18 protein-coding genes and 1 pseudogene are annotated in these 21412 nt (G+C 41.4%); 4 read left to right on the top strand and 15 right to left on the bottom strand.

Features of this window, described 5'->3' with window-relative positions:
* Positions 1-65: 65 nt before the first annotated feature.
* Complete coding sequence (locus tag KZC02_RS19825) at positions 66-3074, bottom strand: FAD-binding and (Fe-S)-binding domain-containing protein (protein ID WP_221390284.1); 3009 nt, start codon at positions 3072-3074, stop codon at positions 66-68.
* Positions 3075-3253: 179 nt separating this feature from the next.
* Between KZC02_RS19825 and KZC02_RS32000 the strand changes: the two genes are divergently transcribed.
* The 4 genes from KZC02_RS32000 to KZC02_RS19810 all read left to right on the top strand — a co-directional run bounded on the left by KZC02_RS32000 (position 3254) and on the right by KZC02_RS19810 (position 5963).
* Positions 3254-3937, top strand: a complete 684-nt coding sequence (locus tag KZC02_RS32000; protein ID WP_229253687.1) for a hypothetical protein — start codon at positions 3254-3256, stop codon at positions 3935-3937.
* On the top strand, positions 3934-4710 hold the full coding sequence (locus tag KZC02_RS31995) for a redoxin family protein (RefSeq protein WP_229253686.1): 777 nt from the start codon (positions 3934-3936) through the stop codon (positions 4708-4710). Before KZC02_RS32000 ends, KZC02_RS31995 begins: the two co-directional genes overlap by 4 nt.
* A gap of 145 nt (positions 4711-4855) precedes the next feature.
* Positions 4856-5080, top strand: a complete 225-nt coding sequence (locus tag KZC02_RS19815; protein ID WP_229253685.1) for a type II toxin-antitoxin system HigA family antitoxin — start codon at positions 4856-4858, stop codon at positions 5078-5080.
* A gap of 88 nt (positions 5081-5168) precedes the next feature.
* Positions 5169-5963: a DUF2490 domain-containing protein gene (locus KZC02_RS19810; protein ID WP_221390283.1), complete on the top strand. Its 795-nt coding sequence runs from the start codon at positions 5169-5171 to the stop codon at positions 5961-5963.
* Positions 5964-6181: 218 nt separating this feature from the next.
* Here the strand turns inward: KZC02_RS19810 and KZC02_RS19805 are convergent.
* The 14 genes and pseudogenes from KZC02_RS19805 to KZC02_RS19740 all read right to left on the bottom strand — a co-directional run.
* Positions 6182-6475: pseudogene (locus KZC02_RS19805) on the bottom strand (transposase); the annotation flags it as partial.
* Between the two features lie 141 nt (positions 6476-6616).
* Positions 6617-7192, bottom strand: coding sequence for a DUF4136 domain-containing protein (locus KZC02_RS19800; protein ID WP_221390282.1), 576 nt, complete (start codon positions 7190-7192; stop codon positions 6617-6619).
* Positions 7193-7406: 214 nt separating this feature from the next.
* Positions 7407-8774 carry a Gfo/Idh/MocA family protein gene (locus KZC02_RS19795; protein ID WP_221390281.1) on the bottom strand — a complete coding sequence of 456 codons (1368 nt, stop codon included), beginning with the start codon at positions 8772-8774 and terminating at the stop codon, positions 7407-7409.
* A gap of 227 nt (positions 8775-9001) precedes the next feature.
* Positions 9002-9553 (bottom strand): hypothetical protein, encoded by a 552-nt coding sequence (locus KZC02_RS19790; protein ID WP_221390280.1) that lies wholly within the window; start codon positions 9551-9553, stop codon positions 9002-9004.
* Between the two features lie 211 nt (positions 9554-9764).
* On the bottom strand, positions 9765-10709 hold the full coding sequence (locus KZC02_RS19785; RefSeq protein WP_221395115.1) for a sugar ABC transporter substrate-binding protein: 945 nt from the start codon (positions 10707-10709) through the stop codon (positions 9765-9767).
* Positions 10710-11030: 321 nt separating this feature from the next.
* A complete protein-coding gene (locus KZC02_RS19780) occupies positions 11031-11978 on the bottom strand; it encodes an ABC transporter permease (RefSeq protein WP_221390279.1) in 948 nt (315 codons plus the stop codon).
* Positions 11979-12053: 75 nt separating this feature from the next.
* A complete protein-coding gene (locus KZC02_RS19775) occupies positions 12054-13547 on the bottom strand; it encodes a sugar ABC transporter ATP-binding protein (RefSeq protein ID WP_221390278.1) in 1494 nt (497 codons plus the stop codon).
* A gap of 150 nt (positions 13548-13697) precedes the next feature.
* Positions 13698-14150, bottom strand: coding sequence for an IS200/IS605 family transposase (gene tnpA / locus KZC02_RS19770; RefSeq protein WP_221390277.1), 453 nt, complete (start codon positions 14148-14150; stop codon positions 13698-13700).
* Between the two features lie 304 nt (positions 14151-14454).
* Positions 14455-15600 (bottom strand): Gfo/Idh/MocA family protein, encoded by a 1146-nt coding sequence (locus KZC02_RS19765; RefSeq protein ID WP_255637490.1) that lies wholly within the window; start codon positions 15598-15600, stop codon positions 14455-14457.
* A 92-nt stretch (positions 15601-15692) separates the two neighbouring features.
* Positions 15693-16730: a sugar phosphate isomerase/epimerase gene (locus tag KZC02_RS19760; RefSeq protein WP_221390275.1), complete on the bottom strand. Its 1038-nt coding sequence runs from the start codon at positions 16728-16730 to the stop codon at positions 15693-15695.
* 92 nt (positions 16731-16822) lie between these two features.
* On the bottom strand, positions 16823-18037 hold the full coding sequence (locus KZC02_RS19755) for a hypothetical protein (RefSeq protein ID WP_221390274.1): 1215 nt from the start codon (positions 18035-18037) through the stop codon (positions 16823-16825).
* Positions 18038-18344: 307 nt separating this feature from the next.
* Complete coding sequence (locus KZC02_RS19750; protein WP_221390273.1) at positions 18345-19430, bottom strand: aldose 1-epimerase family protein; 1086 nt, start codon at positions 19428-19430, stop codon at positions 18345-18347.
* Positions 19431-19517: 87 nt separating this feature from the next.
* Positions 19518-20336 carry an alpha/beta fold hydrolase gene (locus KZC02_RS19745; protein ID WP_221390272.1) on the bottom strand — a complete coding sequence of 273 codons (819 nt, stop codon included), beginning with the start codon at positions 20334-20336 and terminating at the stop codon, positions 19518-19520.
* Between the two features lie 246 nt (positions 20337-20582).
* Positions 20583-21410 carry a sugar phosphate isomerase/epimerase gene (locus KZC02_RS19740; protein WP_221390271.1) on the bottom strand — a complete coding sequence of 276 codons (828 nt, stop codon included), beginning with the start codon at positions 21408-21410 and terminating at the stop codon, positions 20583-20585.
* Positions 21411-21412: the final 2 nt, after the last annotated feature.

Here is a 21412-nt window from a genome sequence, read left to right as displayed (position 1 = left end):
GAGGTAAAGAAAAAAAATTCCGATCGGCTTCGGTTCGTGATATATATTTGAATTCACACACAAAATCAGACTTTTAAAGCATCCCACAAAATTTCAATGGGATGCTTTGCTTTGCGGCCTGTGCCGTCTTTAATCTGGTGGCGGCAACTTGTGCCTGACGCAGCAATGATCACATCTTCCGGTTGCTGGCGAACAGTTGGGAAAAGGACCAGCTCGCCAATTTGCATCGACACATCATAATGTTCTTCTTCATAACCAAAAGAACCAGCCATTCCACAGCAACCTGACGGTATCAGCTGAACATGATAATTTTCAGGAAACGACAGCGCTTTTTTAGATGCACTCATTGTGGACAAAGCCTTTTGGTGACAATGCCCGTGTAATTTAATCAGGCGCTTTTCTGTATTAAAAACACTTTTATTAATTCGTTTCGCATCAATTTCTCTTGCTATAAATTCTTCAAACAAAAGCGTATGGGCAGAAATCCGGGCAGCACTCTCTTTTAAATGCTCTGGAACAAGATCAATATATTCATCCCGGAAAGAGAGAATGGCAGATGGCTCAATGCCAATTAACGGTGTATCGTAAGTAATTAAATCTGCAAGAGACCCTACGTTTTTAACCGCAAGTTTTTGTGCTTCCTTTACAAATCCTTTTGACAAATAAGACCGTCCCGATTCCGTGTGTTCCGGTATCAATACTTCATAGCCCAGTTTCTCCAGAAGCTGAATAGCCTTTTTACCGATTTCAACGTCATTGTAATTCGTAAATTCGTCACAAAAAAGGTAGACTTTGCAGGAAGGGACGAAAGGATGAATGGAAGAAGAACTTTTGAGATGACCCTCCTCACCGCGCAGCGGACCGCTCTTTTCCGCACGGTGGACCGCTCTCTTCTCCCACCAATGTTTCAAAGTGGTTGGATGCAAAAGCGGCATTGATCTTTCAGGGTGAAAACCTACCAATTTGTTTGCAATTTTCCGCAACGCCGGTGTTCCAAAAACACCATTAAATACCCATGGAGCAATTGAAGCCAATTTCATTTGTTTTGAAAAGTTGGCGATCAGTTTACTTCTTACCGGAATTCCATGTGCTTCGTAATATTGCTGGGTAAATTCTGCTTTCATTTTGCCCACATCCACACTGGATGGACATTCGGATTTACACCCTTTGCACGACAAACACAGATCCAGGACTTCTTTTACCATTTCAGCAGAAGTAGCCGGTGAAGTTTGAGGAGTTAAATATCGTCTCAAAATGTTAGCCCTTGCACGCGTTGTATCGCGTTCGCTGCGCGTTGCCATATAACTCGGACACATGGTACCGCCAGTTAGTTCTGTCTTACGGCAATCACCTGACCCACTGCATTTTTCAGCCATACGCAGCATACTTTCCTGGCCTGAGAAATCAAATGTTGTGTTGATAACAGGCGCATTCTTATCCTGTTCATACCTCAGAAATTCGTTCATCGGAGGCGTATCCACAATCTTGTTAGCATTGAAAATCCCGTTTGGATCCCAGATCCGTTTTACCTGTCGAAACATTTCGTATACCTCCTCACCCATCATAAATGGTATGAACTCCCCACGTAACCGGCCATCACCATGTTCACCGGAAAGTGCTCCATTGTATTTTTTCACCAGTTTTGCCGTGTCCGCCAGCACATTCCTGAATTTCTGTTTCCCTTCACTCGTTTTCAGATTGATCATCGGTTCTACATGTAGTTCCCCTGCACCGGCATGTGCATAATAGGAAGCATGAAGCTGATGCTCTTTCAATAATATTTCAAGATCAGAAATATAAGCCGGCAGATCTTCAACAGCTACGGCACAATCTTCAATCAGGTTTACAGGTTGCGTATCACCGGGAAGATTCCGTATGAGGCCTAAACCCGCTTTCCGGATTTCCCAGGCTTTATTAGCCTCATCCCCAAAAAGCAAAGGATAGGCATAACCAAGCCCTTCCGCCATTAATTCTTTAATTAAAGGATCAGACTGAAGTTTAACTTCTTCATCTGTTTTACCCCAAAATTCTATCATCAGCAATGCCGCCGGATCGCCCTCAATAAAGAAACGGTTTTGGGAATAAACGGTATGATCTTTGGTAAAATCCATGATATATCTGTCGACCAATTCAGATGCTTTAGGACGGTGTTTCATGGCAACACGATTGGCAAGAAGAGATTCCGCAAGCGAATTGACATGTACGCAGACTACTCCAACTGACGCAGGCGGAACGTCAACAAGGGCAAGTTTAGCTTCGGTAACGAAACAAAGTGTACCTTCTGAACCAGCAATGAGATTACACAGGTTGATCTGGTTCCGGGAAAAATTATTGACGAGTGCGTCCAACGCATATCCGGAATTTCGACGGGTAACAGTTGGTTTCGCAAATTGTTTTTTGATCAGTTCCGCATCTACCGGATTGGATAACATGCCCCACATACCAGCCAGAATAGCCTGTTCGCGTTTACTTTCAATTGTCCTGCCTGATACTTTTTTTATATAATCATCCGCATCCGAATTTTTAAATGTTGTTTCGGATCCGTCAGACAACAATGCTTTTACTTCCAGTAAATGATCCCGTGTAGCTCCCCATGTTATGGAATGTAACCCGCATGAATTGTTTCCGATCATTCCTCCTATCATCGCCCGGCTTGCAGTTGAGGTTTCAGGACCGAATAGCAAGCCATATTTTGCCAGGTGTTTGTTCAGGTCGTCACGTATTACACCCGGCTGCACTCTTACCCATTTTTCTTCTGCATTTATTTCCAGAATTGCACCAAAATGTTTGGAGATATCCACCACAATCCCATTTCCTACAACCTGCCCGGCCAAGGAAGTTCCAGCTGCTCTGGGAATTAAAGTTACTTTTTGTTCATTGGCAAACCTTATGAGTGCACAAATAGCTTCTACCGTTCTGGGCAAGGCAACTGCCAATGGCATTTCCTGATATACCGACGCATCCGTTGCATAAATAGCTTTTTGTGCAGCATGCAGTGTTGAATCATCAAAATAGAATTCTCCGTCAAAATTTGAACGGAAAGTTGTAAACTGGAATAAGGATATGCGGTTCATGGAAAAGCGGCAAGAATTAAAAAGCTAATTTAACGGAACAAAAGGGGATTCAGGTTTAAGTAAGTTCAAATTTGATCAAATTCTGAAAATCAGGATAATGAAATCAAACACAGTTCTTACGTATATTGGCACACTTTTTACACACTGGTATACACCATCAATATCCTTTTCTATTTTTTATGAAAAAATTAAGTGTATTACTTCTCACACTATCGAGCCTGATTTCTTACGCTCAGAATACTGCAAATATTACTGTAAGTGCTCCAAAATCTTCTCCTGCCGTTGCAACGTTGATTCTTGAAGATGTTCATTTTCACCCCAACCTGGGAATCGGACTGGCAGATATAGAATTGAAAACCATCGAATCTGTCAATTTCATGGAAGAAACGAATCTGAAAACAGTGATACAGCTGAAAGAACCCAAAATGATGCGGCTTCAATATAGCGGTGGAGGCACGAGTAAAACCTGGATGCTTTTTATCCAGCCGGGTGATGATCTATCAGTTAATTTTCCAGGAAACGGTACCGTTTTGTTTTCGGGTAAAAATGCTAATTACCAGGATTTCCTGAAAAATTATTTTCTTGAAAACCAATACCAGTATTTGCCTGTATTCGGATATAAACCTTCTCAGATCGACAATAAAAGTGTAATACAGCAAAGCGATAGTCTGAAACAAATCAGGACAAGTGCCTATGAAAAATTCAAAACTGCAAATCCTGCATCACCTGCTTTTGATGCTTATGTTACAGCTACGACTGAAACGGAACCTGCAATAATCCGGCAGGCTATGCAGGAAAGGATCATGCGCCGCAACAGGGTAACAAAATTAGATCCTTCGCAAAAAAAGAGCTGGAAGACATGACGCTGGCTAATTTCAAAATACTTCCCGACGACGCGCTTTTAAGTCAGTCGTACCGTGATGAACTGCGCAATTGGGTTATGATACCATCTACACGTAAATTTCCTTTGGCGGCTGACACGCGTTACGAAATCAGCCCGGAAGCTCTGAAAGATGTGTATGCATTCAGTAAAGAAAAGTTACAGAGTTACCCAAAACAAAAGGAATATCTCCTGACCTACTGGCTTAATTACGCTGCTACGGCTATTCCTACACTGGAAACCAGCCAATTACTTCTTGCCGATTATAAGTCCGCATTTCCACAATCACCTTACTCAGAATATATTTCTAAACTAATCCGGACCAAGGAAACACTGCAGCCGGGAGCAATCATCCCGGAAGTAACTTTACTCAACAAGGATAGTGTTTCTGTCGCTTTGAGCCAGCTGAAAGGAAAACCGGTTTGTATTGTATTTTCTTTCAGCATCGGACAACACGAACCAGGTTTGAAAGCAATGGAAGAAAAATATAAGGACAAAGCAACATTCGTGTACATCTCAGTAACGCCTGACTTGCCTCTGCACATGTGGAAAAAATATGCCGTTGACCGTCCCGGAACAAAGCACCTTTGGGCATCAGACGAAAACATTGAACTTTTGAAAGAAAAATACGCCATTGATATACGCTATCCGTTTCTGGTTGCAGATGCTAATGGAAAAATTATCAATCGCTGGATCGCACAGGAATTTCCAAATAACAAATCGCTGGATGCAGCTCTGCAGAAGGCAGGCGAATAGGTAATATTTCTAAGAAATAAATATACACATCAATGAATGTTATCAGCTATAAATAGAATCAGAAAAAGAGTATAATCAGATTATAAAACGTGTTGATTTATTATTCGATGCTCCGAAGGGTAGTAAGGAAGCTAACGAATTAGCTTTGCCTGCTTTAATTGTTAATAAATATGAAGAAGAAAATTATCCAGTAGAAGAACCTGATCCTATTGAATATATAAAAATACGTATGGAGGAAATGGGATTAAAGGCAACTGATCTTGTACCTTACATAGGTAATAAAGGCAATGTTTCAGAAGTGCTAAACCGAAAACGTGGCTTGTCAATTGAAATGATCGGAAATCTTCATAAGGACTTGGTTTTCCATTAAATATTTAATTTCTGAACCAAAACTGGTTAATGTATAGTTAGTTCTATTATAATTGTTGTTTTTGGTTGCCAACATTATACTTCTATAAATGAAAAAATACATCACTCACATTACATTCCTTTCTTTTATTACAATGCTTCCTGCCCTGGCTCAATTATCCCCTCCCGGTCTGGACGGCACAAAAATTGTGGCCTGGGGTGCAGTTGGTATTAACCAGGTATTAAATCCAAAATGGACGGTAATTGCTTATTTGGGAGGAGCAAGAATGAGTGATCCTGACAGCTGGTCGCCGGTTAAGAAGCAAAGTATTGGAGTATACGATCAGGCCGTTCAGTACAAATTTAACAATACTTGGCAGGCATCACTTTGTACAAGTATCCGTTTACAGAACAAATACGAGGAAGAAGCACCATACGAATTGAAAAATCCATCTTATCGTTACGAATTGCGTTACTACGGGCGCCTTTATTATAAACAGCAGTTAGGCCATTTTGCAATGAATTATTCGTTTCGTCCGGAGTTTCGCACCTTTTATTCACCAAACTGGACGCCATCAACCATGCCGGTTGAGTTACGCTTTCGAGTCAAAGCACAAACGAGCCTGCCTATTAATAAGTCCAAAACAAATTTTCTCGTAGGCGGAAATGAACTACTTACGGCAATTGACGAGTATTCTGCAACTTTACCTGCGGATCATCATCATAACTGGTCCAATTACCATTTTACCGAAGACCGGTTTTCTATTTATTTCCGCCATGTTTTCAAATCAGATGTCGTTCTGGATCTGGGCTTAATGGAACAATTTAAGGCCGGCGGACATTTTGATCCTGTCTCCTATCTGGCTTTTGACGTGCTTTTCCAAAATCCTTTCTCAAAAAATTAAAGCGACTTTATTTCAATATAAATCAGAGCGCATAAAAAAAGAGGCTATGTTTCCAGAGGGAACTGAAAAAGCTTCTCAATTTTAGGACTCCCAAAGAGGTCAGGTAAAATTTATTTTATTTGATCGTTTTTTATTGTTTAAATGCGATCTGCAAATGGACTACCGTCTCAAAATGTTCGAATTTAGGTTTATCAGTGTTTGTCTTTGGTTTTGCCAGCCTAGTGGGTTAGTTTGATAATTCTTTTCAGATTTACCGCGAAGATGGCTAACGCTCCCTGCATCTGCATATTTTCAATTCCATAAGATGTTGCACGTCTATAGCCATGAACGTTCTTTAATTCACTGTTTTTTGCTTCGATCTTATACCGGTGTTTTATTTTCTCTTTGTAATAGTCAGTTTCCTGAAAGGCTGTCTGTTGAAGATGCGAGTCAGATTTTACGCTCACTGAATAGGATTTCATTTTTGCCCTCCGCTTGTAGCAGTTCTCACTTAAGGGACAGATTTTACATCTGAATCCCTTTCTAAATCCACCTTAAGATTCCAAAAAAGGAGCAGAAAAACTTAATTTCCTACTCCTTTTTCTGACTCAGATACAAGAGGACTTTTTCAGCGACCTCATGTTTCCATAACCCCTTTTTTGCTTTACAAACTATTATTTCCTGCTATACGTATCCAAAGTTGCTTCCGGGAAAGTTCTCAGGATGTCTGTCATCGTATTTTTTACCATTGTTTCCCGGTCATCTTTTTTGGTAGGCGCTTTCACCTTCCCTGACGCCCATCCCTGCCAGATCATTTTATCACTGTTTTTCTGATAAATATTCAGGATAAAACGGCTTTCCTGGTAATTGTATGTAGAAATGTTATTTCCGCCACCGTACCACCACATATATGGCGAGTACATATTATTGGAACGTACCTGCTGGCGATCCTTTACGTCGGTCATAAACCTTACAATAATTTCAGGATTATTCTGATCCAATTTGTATCCTTTCGACTGCATTACTTCTACTACGGCATCTCCCAATCGCCTTCTGTTCAGTTCACTGCCTAATAACGGGTCCGTTTCCATATTATGTTCGGACTCCACTTTAAAGGTTTTGAACTGCTTTAAATTAACCGACGAATCATAATCATAACTTACTTGTAAAGCCTGACTGCACGCAAACATTAAAATACCCGCCACAACCACCAGAGCGATAGATTTCGCCCGATTCACTATGTTTTTCATTCTGTTTTGAAAGTTTAGTTTATTAGTTATCTGACTGTTTCCGAGGGTTAAAGTTTAAAGTTCGGATAACAATATCTATTTAACTTATAAACAAATACAGTTGGTATACGGGTTCAAAAATTTTCTTGGTTTAGGAGTGTTTTGAGTTAAAATTTAATTGCAATGGGTGCGATAGATTCTATTGAAAATTATTGCGCCCATTGCGGTTAAATACTTAGACCTTTCTGTAATCCGGATGTTTGTACGGATCGCGGTAGGCCCTGGCAAGCAATGCATTTGCTTCGCGGTCGCCAGCAATTTCCCGTTTCACGGGATCATAAACAATCGAACGCCCGGTCTTCATTGACAAATTAGCCAGGATACAGCTTGCAGTTGAAATATGCCCTTCTTCAATATCGGCTATTGGCTTGCTGCTGTTGTCAATTGCACTCAGAAAATCCAGCATATGCAGTCTCGTTGCCGGAGCAGCATTCAGCTCAATTTTATCTTCTTTTAAGTCCTCAGGATATTTTTCTTTTTCATAAACAACGTCTTTGTGGATTTTTTCACCTTTCCCCTCAGGAATAAAATCATAGGCCATAGTACTTGCCCATAAAGTCCCCTTTTCACCATACAGTGTAAACGACCATGGATAATCCGGGTTATTTGGTGTTCCCCAGGTACGGTGCTGCCATACACAGTTCAGTTCAGGATATTCGAAAATAGCAGATTGGGTATCCGAAATATTGGATTTGCCTTCTTTTTGAACATAAATACCTCCGGTCGAACTAATCTTAGCTGGCCAGCCTAATTTCAGCATCCAGCGCACCGTATCGAACATATGTACACACATATCACCCGTAATTCCATTGCCATATTCCATAAAAGTTCGCCACCAGCGTACGTGCGGCAAACCATCATATGGCCGTAACGGGGCCGGCCCCGTCCATTTTTCATAATCCAGGAATTCAGGAACCGCTTCAACCGGCGGATTTCCATTGTTTCTCATGTGGTAATAACAACACATTTCAACATGTGAAATTTTGCCTAACAAGCCTGCATCTACAATATTTTTCTTGGCATCAATCAGGTGTGGCGTACTTTTTCGCTGTGTTCCAACCTGAACCACTTTTTTGTATTTTCTTGCAGCCGCAACCATCGCTTCACCTTCCATTACATCCACACTGATCGGCTTTTGCACATACACATGTGCACCGGCTTTTACCGCGTCAATCATTTGCAGAGCGTGCCAGTGATCGGGTGTGCCAATCAGTACAATGTCCAGTTCATTTTCCGCCAGTAATTTATTATAATCACCATACAATTTCGGTGTCTTACCTGATTTCTGACGCTGGCTAACGAGCTTCCCGGCTTCATTCAGCTGGTTTTTATCTACATCACAAAGTGCAACGACCTCCACCGGAACTACCTGTATTAATCTGAACAAATCACTTTTCCCATACCAACCAGTACCAATTAATGCAACCCGAAGTGTTTTTGCAGGATTAATCAAATCCATACCTCTCGCACCAAAAGCTGAAAGTGCGAGTGTTGCCGTGGCACCATGAAGAAAACTCCGGCGATTAATATTGAAAGTATTCATGAAGAAATATGGTTGGTTTCAGGATATAAAAAATGCGGCTAAAAGAGCTGCCGCAGATAAAAGAAGTTTTTGGGGTGTGTTTACTATTTGTAGTATTTAATTACCAAAATTTTAGAATTTTAGAGGATCATTCAAAACCTAAGAGGTGCTCATCACTTACCACAAGTTTTCTAAACTGTAAAAATTTCTACTCAGTAAATGCGAAGTCTTTCTTTATTTTCTATCAATTATTTTGGAGCCTTCCACTCTCGGCCACTAACCATTACGATCGGAACGTAAAAGCGTCCATTTTTCACTTTGACTGTATCTACTCCATTTTCACTCCCCGGATTATATGTAACAGCCTGGTACTCGAAATTACCTCCTACTTCATGATCAGTCAAAATCGTTATTTCAACAAACCCAGTAATAGTTACACTATTAAAATAGTCAACACCATTTTTGTAGCCTATAACATTTCCTTGTACTCCACCAATGGCATTTGATTCATATTTTTTGTTATTAAAATAATACTTCCCCTTATTAACCGGGCTATTTATGCTAGTACTTAGGCGATATATTGTACCATCACCTAATGGCTTTTCCATTGTTCCTCCTAACAACAAGTTGTGCGCATTAGCATAATTGCTAAAATCCAACTGTGCTCCTGCAAGATGTTCAAGAGATTTCCATTTCTGATTGTTAACAAGTGCCGTCATATAAAAACCCCCTTCTAAATCGTCATTTTTGCATGAAAACAGCACGAAAATCAATAAGGTTAAAATTAATAATTGTTTCATTTCAAACACTTATGGGTTTATATAAATCATTTTTAACTCTGCCTGATCATTCTTTTTCAATATCCTTTTTGGCTATTGAATATAATAATCCCGGCCAGTATCCCCGCAAATTATATACGGTGTAGGTTATAATTTTCGATTTGCAAATCAAAAATTACATTTTTGGAGTTTATACTATTATTATCATTTAATTTCTGGAATCCTCCCTTACCTACTTCAAAAATTCCCCAACATTCTCCTTCGTCACCAACTGAAAAGGAATCAATAATTCCTTCTCAAACTTCTCTCCCTTCGCCGCTTTTACAGCCGCTTCAATTGATTTGCTTCCCTGCTCTTTCGCATTTTGAAAAACAGTTGCATCCAGTGTACCTTTTTTTACAGCTTGCAATGCGTCTGGAATAGCATCCACGCTCACAACCAACACTTTGCCTTTCAATCCTGCTGATTCCAGTGCCTTAACTGCCCCCATTCCCATCTCATCATTTTGAGCAAAAATGGCATTTATTTTTGATCCATAAGACTGGATCCAGTTTTCTGTCAGGGACATTGCTTTTGCACGATCCCATTCTCCTGTTTGTTCGGCCAGCAGTTTCAAACCAGGATTTGCTTTCAAAATCTCCTTAGCTCCCTGGTCTCTTTTTATCTGGGCAGCCTGCCCCATATATCCATGCATCATGATGACATTTCCTTTTCCACCAAGCTTTTCAGCAATATATTTCATCGCTATACGAGCCGATTCTGTATCATCAGATCCAACAAATGCCGTTGGTTTTGCGGTAGTTTCAGAATTCACGTTGATAATTGGAATCCTTGCATCCATTGCCAGTTTTACCGCCGGAGAACTGGCTTCCACTTCACAGGGATTTAGGATAATGGCATCAACACCTTGTGCAATGAAACTTTCAACCTGTTCGACTTGCTTTAAAGATGATCTTTCCGCGTCAACCACAATCAATTCAACTCCCAATTCCTTTGCTTTCGCCTCCATTTCATCTGCCACATTCACGACAAATTCGTTCTGCATGCTAAGCATAGTTGCACCGATTACAAGCTTTTTGCCAGAATCCGCTTTTCCGGAATCATCGTTTTTTGATTGGTTACAACCAGATAATAATATTGATAAAAATAAAAATCCCGGCAATAAAATATGTTTCATCGTATTGATATTAAATATTATATCGAATTTAATCGGGCGATACCCATTCATCGGGTAATACCCATCCATCGGGCGATGCCCATTTATTGGATAATATCCATTCATCGGGTAATACCCATTCATCGGATAATACCCATTCATCGGGCGATGCCCATTTATTGGATAATACCCATTCATCGTGTAATACCCATCCATCGGGCGATGCCCGATGCTGAGATATGAATGCCCGTTGGGCAAGCGGCTACTTCTAATTTTCGCTCGGAACATGTTATGATTAGCTTCCTCCACCCTCCTTTTTCCCTCTTCCCCTCACCCATTGCCCTACCTTTCCTTCCCCATACTATCCAAAACCACTGCGCCGATAATGATCGCCCCCATTACAACCTGCTGATAATAAGAAGTTACGTTCAATAAATCCAGACTGTTGCTGATAACGCCAATCAACAACGCTCCTATCAATGTGCCGGTCATTGTACCGGTTCCACCCGATGTACTCGTTCCGCCAATAATTGCAGCCGCGATGGCGTCCAGTTCAAATCCTGCGCCAGCATTCGGCTGACCGGTTGTGATTCTGGAAGTTAAGAGAATTCCGCCCATAGCAGAAAGTAATCCGCAAATGGTATATACCCACATTTTCACACTGTTGACACGGATTCCGGATGCTCTTGCCGCTGGCTCGTTTCCACCGACAGCATACATGTAACGCCCTAAAATTGTTTTATTTAAAATAACAGAGCAGATGATAAATGCCAGAGTCAGAATGACAATGGGGAATGGTATACCAAAAAGATTTCCACCGCCAATGAAGTTAAACGAATCCGACAAATTGGATATCGGCCTACCTTTACTTAAAATCAATGCTAATCCGCGACCGATTGTCATGGTTCCCAGCGTGACAATAAATGGCGGGACTTTACTTTTCGTGATGACCAATCCGTTGAATGCTCCGATCGCCAAACCTGCAAGCAAACCAACAAAAATAGGTACAACGACAGGATAAGTATCCGGGTGTGCAAAAGTGGCAGCAATTACTCCGGTGACGGCAACCATAGACCCCAAAGAAAGATCTATTCCACCAGTTATAATCACAAATGTCACTCCAAATGCAAGCAAGGCATTTATAGAAACCTGATTACCAATCGTTAATAGATTTGATATGGTAAAAAATCTTGGTGTACTGAATGCCAATAACAGGCAAATAATAGCAAAGGCCAGAAATATGCCATATTGACCAAAATTCCTGAATTGCGCTCGAATGTTACTTTCCACTAAGTATTAGGTTAGTCTTATATCTTATTTGTAAAAGCAGCCAATAGCTCAAAATTAATTGCAGATAGCTAATGACTATTCCACTGCATATTTCATAATCAATTCTTGCGAAGCTTCTTCTCTCGAAAGAATTGCCGTTTGTTTTCCTTTTGATAAAACCATAATCCGGTCACTCATTCCCAGAATTTCGGGCAGTTCGGAGGAAATTATAACAATTGCAATTCCTTTTGCCGCAAGATTATGAATCAGTTTATATATTTCAAATTTGGCTCCTACGTCAACTCCTCTTGTTGGTTCGTCTAGAATAACAACCTTTGGCGATGATAACAGTACTTTTCCTATGACGACTTTTTGTTGATTTCCTCCGCTCAAATGTGTCACCTTTTGGTCTGATCCGGAAGACTTTATTTTAAGATCACCAATCATTTCACTAGTAACTGCATTCTCAGTTTTTGTATTGATAAAAATTCCTTTTCTATGGTTTGACAAGCTGGCCAAAGTCATGTTTTGCATAACAGACATTTTGGGAATAAAGCCCAAACCCTTCCGGTCTTCACTTACATAACCAATGCCACACTTGACAGCATCATCAGGCGATTTAATTTTTACTTGTTCGCCGTCAATATATATTTCTCCACTATCTGATTTGTCCAGACCATAAATTACCCTTGCAATTTCTGTCCTGCCGGCACCCATTAATCCGGCGATACCCAAAATTTCCCCCGCGTGGACTTCAAAATTGATATTTGCAAATTTTCCCTTTTTCGCTAAATCCTTAACAGAAAGTACCTGTCTGCCCTTTTCCGAATTTATCTTCTGAAACATATTATTGATTTCCCTTCCTACCATCATGGTAATCAAACTATTATGATCCAATTCGGCAGCACTTTTTGTTCCAACATATTTTCCATCCCTCAACACCGTAATCGTATCAGAGATTTTAAATATTTCATCCATTTTGTGGGAAATGTAAATAATTGAAACACCATTAGCTTTCAGGTCGCGGATAATTCGAAAAAGTGTAGCAACTTCTTTATCTGATATAGCCGAGGTTGGCTCGTCCATGATGATAACCTTGGCATCGTTTGAAATGGCTTTGGCAATTTCTACCATTTGCATTTGCGCGACACTCAAATATTTCATTTTGACGTTCGGAGAAATATCAACGCCTAATTGATCTAATAACGTCGAAGCTTTTGACTTGATTTGATCATCATTCAACCACCCCATTCTGGAACCATTTACTTCTTTTTCTCTTCCCAGAAAAATATTTTGGGCAACAGTCAGTTCAGGAATAATAAGGATTTCCTGATGGATCATGGAAATACCCTTTCTCTGTATATCGTTTACTCCTCCTCTTTTTAGCGCATTACCTTCAAATATAATTTCTCCCGAATCCGCATTAACGAGTCCGATCAGGATTTTCATAAAGGTTGATTTTCCCGCACCGTTTTCTCCCATCAGCGCATGAACTTCTCCTCTTTTCAACGATAGTTGTACGTCGTCCAGGGCTTTAACTCCCGAATAGGATTTGGAGAGGTTGGTTATCCTGAGGATTTCGTTGGGCATGTGGTTGGTGGGTGGTGAATTGCGGAATTATAGAATCATAGGGCGATGCCCTATGCTGAGATATGGCGCCCTTTCAGGGCTTAACTAACTATCCAGCCCTGAAAGGGCGTAATACCTTAGGATAGGGCATCGCCCTATGAATTATAGATGTCAATCCCAGACATATCGTTCGTCATATTCTACGTTATATTTTTTCAAAAAACCACGGTATTCGTCCTGAAAAGTTTTGTTTTCATGGTGTGCCTTTTGGTTTGTAATGTATTTTATTACCACATCGAGTTCAATAGGATTAACTGAAAATATTCCGTAACCATCCTGCCAATAGAATTCTTCGTAATCACGACCCTTGGTCTTAATCCATTTTGACGAACTTCTTTTAACCTCCTCTAAAAGCTTCATGATGGCAATCTTTCGGGACAAAACACATAAAATGTGAATGTGGTCAACATAACCGCCAACTTTGATAGGGAGACATTCAAGTTCATTACAAATACCGCCTAAGTAAGCGTGAAGCTCGCTTTCAATTTTTTCATCTATGAAAGGTTGCCGGTATTTTGTACTGAATATGATGTGTGTGCAGACTTTTGCCAACGATTGTGACATTTTAAATTATGATTAGTGTGTTGATGAAATACTATATTAAATTTCCTTAATAAAATAGGGCGATGCCCTATACTATAAGCAAAATAGAGCGATGCCCTATCCTGAGGTATAGAGCCCTTTCAGGGCGGCACTGAAATCAGCAAAATAGGGCGGTGCCCTATCCTGAGGTATAAAGCCCTTTCAGGGCGGCACTGAAATCAGCACATCCTTACCCTGAAAGGGTCTTATACCTTAGCACTGGGCATCGCCCTGTGAATTACGAATGATGAAATTATCGAATTATTGATCACCCGATTCCATTATATCAGGACCCAGTCCATTCAACCCCGGTATCCTTCCAGCTCCTACTTGCAGCGGAATCCAATACAGCCTCACAAACCTTTTGGGTTTCCAAAGCATCCTTAAAGGTCGGAGCGCAATCCTCACCAGTTTGCAGACTTTCGAAAAAATCGGCAGCCTGGTGAATAAATGAATGTTCGTAACCAATACTGGTTCCAGGGATCCACCAACGTTTCATATAAGGCTGATCGCTGTCCGTTACCAGAATTGACCTCCATCCACGGACAATTGACTCATCGCTATGATCAAAATATTCAAGACGGTTCAAATCATGCAAGTCCCAACGGATTGATGCATGTTCACCATTTATTTCAAATGTATAAAGTGCCTTATGACCACGTGCATAACGCGTGGATTCGAAAAGCCCCAAAGAACCATTGTCAAAATGGCAATGGAAAATGGCCGCATCGTCAATACCGACCTTCTGAACTTTACCACTTTCTGAATGAACACGTTCCTTGATAAATGTTTCAGTAACAGCAGAAACATCTTTTATTCCACCGTTAATCCACATCGCGGTATCGATACAGTGTGCAAGCAAATCTCCTGTTACTCCAGAGCCTGCTGCATCTACATCCAGACGCCAGGTTGCGGTTCCGCCTTGTGGCACGTCCGGATTGATCGTCCAATCTTGAAGGAAGTTTGCGCGGTAATGGAAAATACGACCTAGTTTACCTGAATCAACGATTTGCTTTGCCAATGTCACAGCAGGAACACGACGGTAATTATACCAGACTGTGTTTTTTACTCCCGCTTGTTCAACTGCATCCACCATTGTTTGCGCTTCTGCCAATGTTCTTGCCAATGGTTTCTCGCAAAGAATCATTTTTCCCGCGGCGGCAGCGGCAATAGCAATTTCAGCATGTGTATCATTTGCAGTACAAATATCAACCGCATCGATATCATCTCTCTCAATTACTTTTTTCCAGTCCGTTTCGTATGATTCGTAGCCCCATTGTTCAGCAAAAGCTTTTGCTTTTTCTGCATTACGGGAACAAGCTACTTTCAAAACCGGAGTATATTCCAGTTCCGGGAAAAAGTTAGTAATCCTGTTATATCCATTGGAATGTGTACGGCCCATGAGCCCGGTTCCGATGAGTGCAATTCTTATTTCTTTTTTTCTGACATTTCTGTTTTTGGGATTTAGGGTATTTGACTTTTTGTATTTTGGTTGGCCAAATTGGGTTAGCACAAGGCTAACCCCTACGATTCCTGATACCAGCCGTGTGCTTTACGAACCTTAATTAACGCAGCCAGAATGTCATTCCATGTTTGCTGGTTGGTCATTACTTCATTAGGGAACATACACCCGTCCCAGCAGATATGAGCGAAAGCCTTTGTCAATTCACCATTTTCATTTCTCAGCCAGTACCCTGCATCATGGGTAATATCCAGTTTTCCGTTAGGATCGGTCGCAAGGCAATGACGACCCGTTTTATCGTGCGAACCTGTTCCATGAACAGTTCCGTCATTTTGGGCAACGTGGAAATCTATCGTCCATGGGCGTAAAGCCGCTGTCATTTTCCGAAGACCTTCTTCAATAGCGCCGCGGTCACTCCATTCGAAATCTACCGGAAGTACTCTGTCTTCGGGACGGTTGTATCCCAATAAATAAAGGAAAGTATGGGACATATCAGCCTGAAAACCAATATTTGGGCGATCAACTGCTTCAAGCGTGTCAATCATCGTTTTCCAGCTATGCATTCCACCCCAGCAGATTTCACCTTCTGCCGCAAGTTTTTCACCATAATCAGCCGCAACGTCACAGGCTCTTCTGAAAGTTTCTGCTATTAATTTTGTGTTATTAACTGGATCCAATGCCCATGCTTCCGGCTTGCTTGCCGAATCGATACGAACAATTCCATGTGGACGAATTCCAATTTGTCTTAGTTTCTGACCAAAAATCGAGGCTTTTTTAACCTGATTTACAAACTCATCGCGCTCGTCCTTGCTTCCCATAGCCGGTCCGCCCCATATCGGCGCAACTAAACTACCGACTTCAAGATTCAACCCTCTTAATTTATCAACCAATCTTTGAATACCATCATCGCTCATATCCAGATCGATATGGGGATCAAAAAGACCAAGATCGACACCATCAAATTTCACACCGTCCACCTCGGCAGCGGCTGTTTTTTCCAGCATGGTATCAAAAGAAATAACAGGCTCTGAATCAGAACCTTTTCCAACAATACCAGGCCATGTGGCATTGTGGAGTTTGGGAAAATTATTTTCTGGCATGGATTAAAAGTTTTATAGTTAAAATTTGGCTGTCGGCTTTCGGCAGTCGGCGGTCGTAAAAAGCCGAAAGCTGATAGCCGACGGCCTACTGCTTACAACACCAAATCCGGGTTCAATGGACCAAAATGTTTCAAAATCACAACTGGGTCATTTGCCGATGGGTTGCTGATCACAACGCCTTCTGTTGCCGCTTTTTCGCTTACAAAGAATTCGTCATTTGTCGATTGTCCGTAGCGGATAAGTGCAGGAGTTTCAATATCCCAAACCCCGAATTTGCCATGTCCCTGCATGACGATCATTCCGTAAGCTGCTGCATCTGTAATGGTAACAGTTTGTCCAGGAAAAACCGTAAGTTCCTTGGCACTGTAAGCCTCGTTTTTATAACAAATCCAGTTTTCACTATACCCTTCTGCCGCCATCTCTTCAACATCTTTTACCGGTTTGGGACGCATAAAATGCTTTTCCATCAGATTAGGGTTCACATTCAAATCCCAGTCGATCACTTCCATTAACAGGTCATAATCTCCAATTCTGTCTTTCGGCGTTCCTTTCCAAAGCAATTCTTCAGGAATAACCGCTTCATTAACAAGCGATTGATACATTGCAAAAATATCGGATGCTTTTTGAGGTTCGTATGTACACAAACTGCCAGGCGCATGCAACATGCCAGGAGGAACATCCCATCCAGTTCCCGGCTCCAGACGAAAAGCCTGCGAGTAGTTGGTGATCTTATTGTCACCCTTAGTGAAGTTCATCAGACACTCCTTTATCTGCTCTTTCGAGGTGCCGGGAGCTATACCAATGAATGTGTAAGGAAAATCGCCGCCGTGGTTATTTAGCTGTGGAGGAAAATAATATGCTTCCGGCTTTCCGTTCTGGCCAACCATAGCCGCGTGCTCATCTCTGTGGTGAATATGGTGAGGCAAAGGACCCATGTTATCAAAAAACTTGGAATACATTGGCCAGCTTTTATATTCATCCCAAAGACGATCACCTATAATTTCGCCTTTCAGCTCATTTACCGCGTCCTTCAATGTCACTTTTTGAACACCTGACTCATCTTCAAAAACGATTTGGCTCAAACCTTCATTTTCGCCGGTAAGCGGTCCGTTCTCGGCCGGAGTGGTTGAAGATAGCCAACGTTCGTCAATACCACCGCGCTCTCCACCAAGCACGTAATAATCGTCCGGATGTAATTTTATTCTGCGACCAGGTACACAAAATGAACGCGGCACCCAAGTCGGAGCCAAACGCAATATTCCTTTTCCCTGTTCTAATGCCTTTTCAGCTATACTTGAAAGTCCCATCGGTTAATTTTTGAAAATTTGGTTTAGTTATTATAATTAATCTTACACTTAAGCTTTTAATAATTTTATTACGGTGCTCTGCACCTTGTATTTAGCTTTGATATTTATATTTCTACAAATATTTCGGTGCTCTGCACCTTTTTCGTAATATCTGAATGATTGGTTTACCCAATGTTCGATTAATCGTCTCTTAAAAATTAATTAAAGATAATTACATACAGGGTTGGTGCAGAGCACCTTAATATTTGTAGATGAATTGGTTAACTAGCTACAAAGGTGCAGCGCACCGAAATAAAATGGACGCCAATTACATCACTTGGTTATAATCAACCAAAAGCTCCTTAATCGCCTCCTCCTCCGTTATCACCTCCAACTCAACATCATATTCTCTTTTCTCTCCCGGTTCAATAAATATCAGTGTTCCATCTTTCCTAGCCTGTGCCTGACCTGAAAGTGGATGCGTGCTTGGTTCCAGACCGGTAACATATTCACCTTTACCCCAATGCTGCCAGTTGGCGAACCATGGTAATTGTTCTTTTTTAAACCTCATTGCTACGGCCAGCCCTAATTTAGAGTTGTAAAGACCTGCAACACTTTGTCCAAAAATATCCGCCTCAATATCTACCAAAACAACTTCTTCTCCCGTTCCGAGGTGCGAGTCAATTGGCCCCGGACATTTTTTAAAATCGTTTCCTTCTTTAAATATTTTTGCATTTTCTTCACCGTGCCGTGGAAACCATTTACCATTCCATAGCAAGTCAGTTCCTTCATCCACAAGCGGATATCCAAAATTGAAATGGTAGAGCAGCATGTGTGGCGCGGCGGTATTTGCTTTATTAATTACTTCGTCATGAATACGAATTGTTGCTTTTCCAAGCGTTGCCGAAATCGTTCTTTTTAATTCCAGGCTTGGCCCAAATGGTTTTGTTTCGCGAATGATGCCGGTAATGCTCATTTCCAACTGACCCAATCTTGGATCCGGCTGAATAATTGAGACAATTTCTGCTGGTGTATTGCTGATTAACCCATGCAAACCTCTGTCACCAAACTCATCGGATTCCGGTCCACCAACGTGTGAAAGTCCGCAGGTTGTTAGCAATCCACCACCAAACGTGCGTAACCAATCAATTCCTTTGTCGGCAAATGGTTGTGGATAAGTAATTCCTCCATGACTAAGCCAGGCCAGACTATGCTGATTATAAAAAGCATCCGCAATATCCATTGCCCTGTCAATGACTACTTTATATCGCAATCCGGTTCCTGTATTTATCCAGGCAATCCGTGTTCCTCTTCCCGCGCCATTATCAATTACAGAAGTTTCAATACCACCCAATTGTGCATGATTCGACACCTTATCCTTCCAGTCCTTATTTGTTGAATCAGCTTCCTTCATTATTTTTTATTAATTAAAAATATTATTCAAATGAAAAAAGGAACATACATGGCTTTTTTAACCCTTGTTTCCGACTTATCTATGAATTTAATGTTCTAACAACCAATTGCGAACCCTTGGATTGAAGTCGTCGGTATTCTCGAAATGGAAAGCATGACCCAATTTTTCATACAAAAACAGTTCTGCTCCCGGAATACCATTCGTCACTTCTTCTGCCATCCAAACAGGTGTAAAAATGTCTTCCTTACCTCCGATCACCAATGTCGGTTTTTTAATTTTGCCCAAATCGTTCAAGGAATTGTGATTGATACAAGCTGCTGCTTGTCCTTCCAATCCGTGCAATGGTTGTGGAAACGCACCAAAAGCATCCTGATTTCTGCCTTGTTCCAGATCGGTATGCTTTTCTTCATTATCCCATGACGATTTTGAAAAAATCAATAACTGAATATACAAGCTGAATTCTTCCGGCCTGAATCTCGCTTTGGCGTTCATAATATGCTGAAAAAGTCCTTTTGCATAATTATCACATCGCGCCCACGGACACATCAAAACCAGCGAATGAACTTTGTCAGGATGACGGATTGCTAATTGCTGAGCGATCGTACTCCCCATTGAGCAACCCACAACTTTCACCTTTTCCACCTGAATAGCATCCAGTAACCCAGCATAATCATCAGCCATTTGTTCTGAAGAATACGGCCCGGCAGGTTTGTCAGTTAATCCTACACCACGGTTATCGCCTACGATGCATCGGAAATGATGTTGCCAGTCCGCTAAATGAACATTCCATACAGAACCAGGTGCAGTGATACCCATAATCAGCAAAACAGGAATATCATCTAATGATTTCCCTGAACCGCGCTCTTCGTAATGAAAATGTATTCCGTTGGTTTTTACAGTTGGCATTTTAGGTAGCTGTTAGCGATTAGCCATTGGCTGTTAGCTTTTAAAACGTTGCAAATGTTGCGTACCTACGGCACGCTGATTATCGATTGCTATTTCTCTCTTTCTACAAACATTTAGCCCCGATGGGGCTTTATGCGCGTCTGTTTGTGTCTCCGCAAACAGCTTTTGGCTGGACCCTACAATTTGTTTGAAGGGATAAACGGAGCATTCCCGGATGGCAAAAAGCTAACAGCTCATAGTCAATAGCTACTTTAATCCTGGGATCAATTTTTCCTGAATCCAATTTCCATCATGCAAAGTCACAAAATCCGGATTTTCGAGCGCTTCTACGCCTTCATCCTCACAAATGATCCAACCCGAATAATTAATATCTTTCAGCCACTGGGTTATTCCTAACAGGTCTACTTTCCCTTCCCCCATTAATGCAAATTCAGGTGCACCGTCCCAGTCTTTGTAGTGAACATGATTGATAATCGACTGATATTCTTTCATTTTCGCCAATGGATCCATTCCGCCATTGATGATGTGGCCAACGTCCGGCGTCCATCCGGTGACAGAAATGTCCAACGATTCAAGCACGATTTTGTAATCTTCGGCAGTACGAATGATTGAAGAATGCGGTGAATTGGGATGGTAACTACATGGAATGCCTTTTTCAGCAGCTCTTGCAGAAACGCGATTGACAATATTGACCAGGTTCTTTTGGCGCTGAACAATGTCATGACGCCCGGATGGAATTTGAACTGTATTGAGGACAGCTCCCGGAAAGCGTTGCAAAACACGGATTGCATGATCTGCAACTTCGCGCTCCCTTTCTGTTTCCTCCGGATTATTCCAGTCAAGAGCAAGCGCCAATGCGGCCAACTCAATTCCTTGCTCCTTCAATTTTGCTTCCAAAAGATCCGGATCTACTAAATCGCCCATCCAGGTAAAAATCGGCTGGATTCCGGTAAAACCAGCCTTGGATATAATTTCGATCATGTGCCCAAGTCGGCCCTGATGCGTTTGTCCGTTTCCACTCATAAACCAGGTGTAAACCTCTGAGCCAAAACGAAAAGGAAGTTTTTGTGACATTG

This window comes from Dyadobacter sp. NIV53, from assembly GCF_019711195.1.
GTDB lineage: Bacteria > Bacteroidota > Bacteroidia > Cytophagales > Spirosomataceae > Dyadobacter.
The sequence above is the reverse complement of the archived record's forward strand: the minus strand, read 5'-3'. Positions and strand labels throughout refer to the sequence as shown.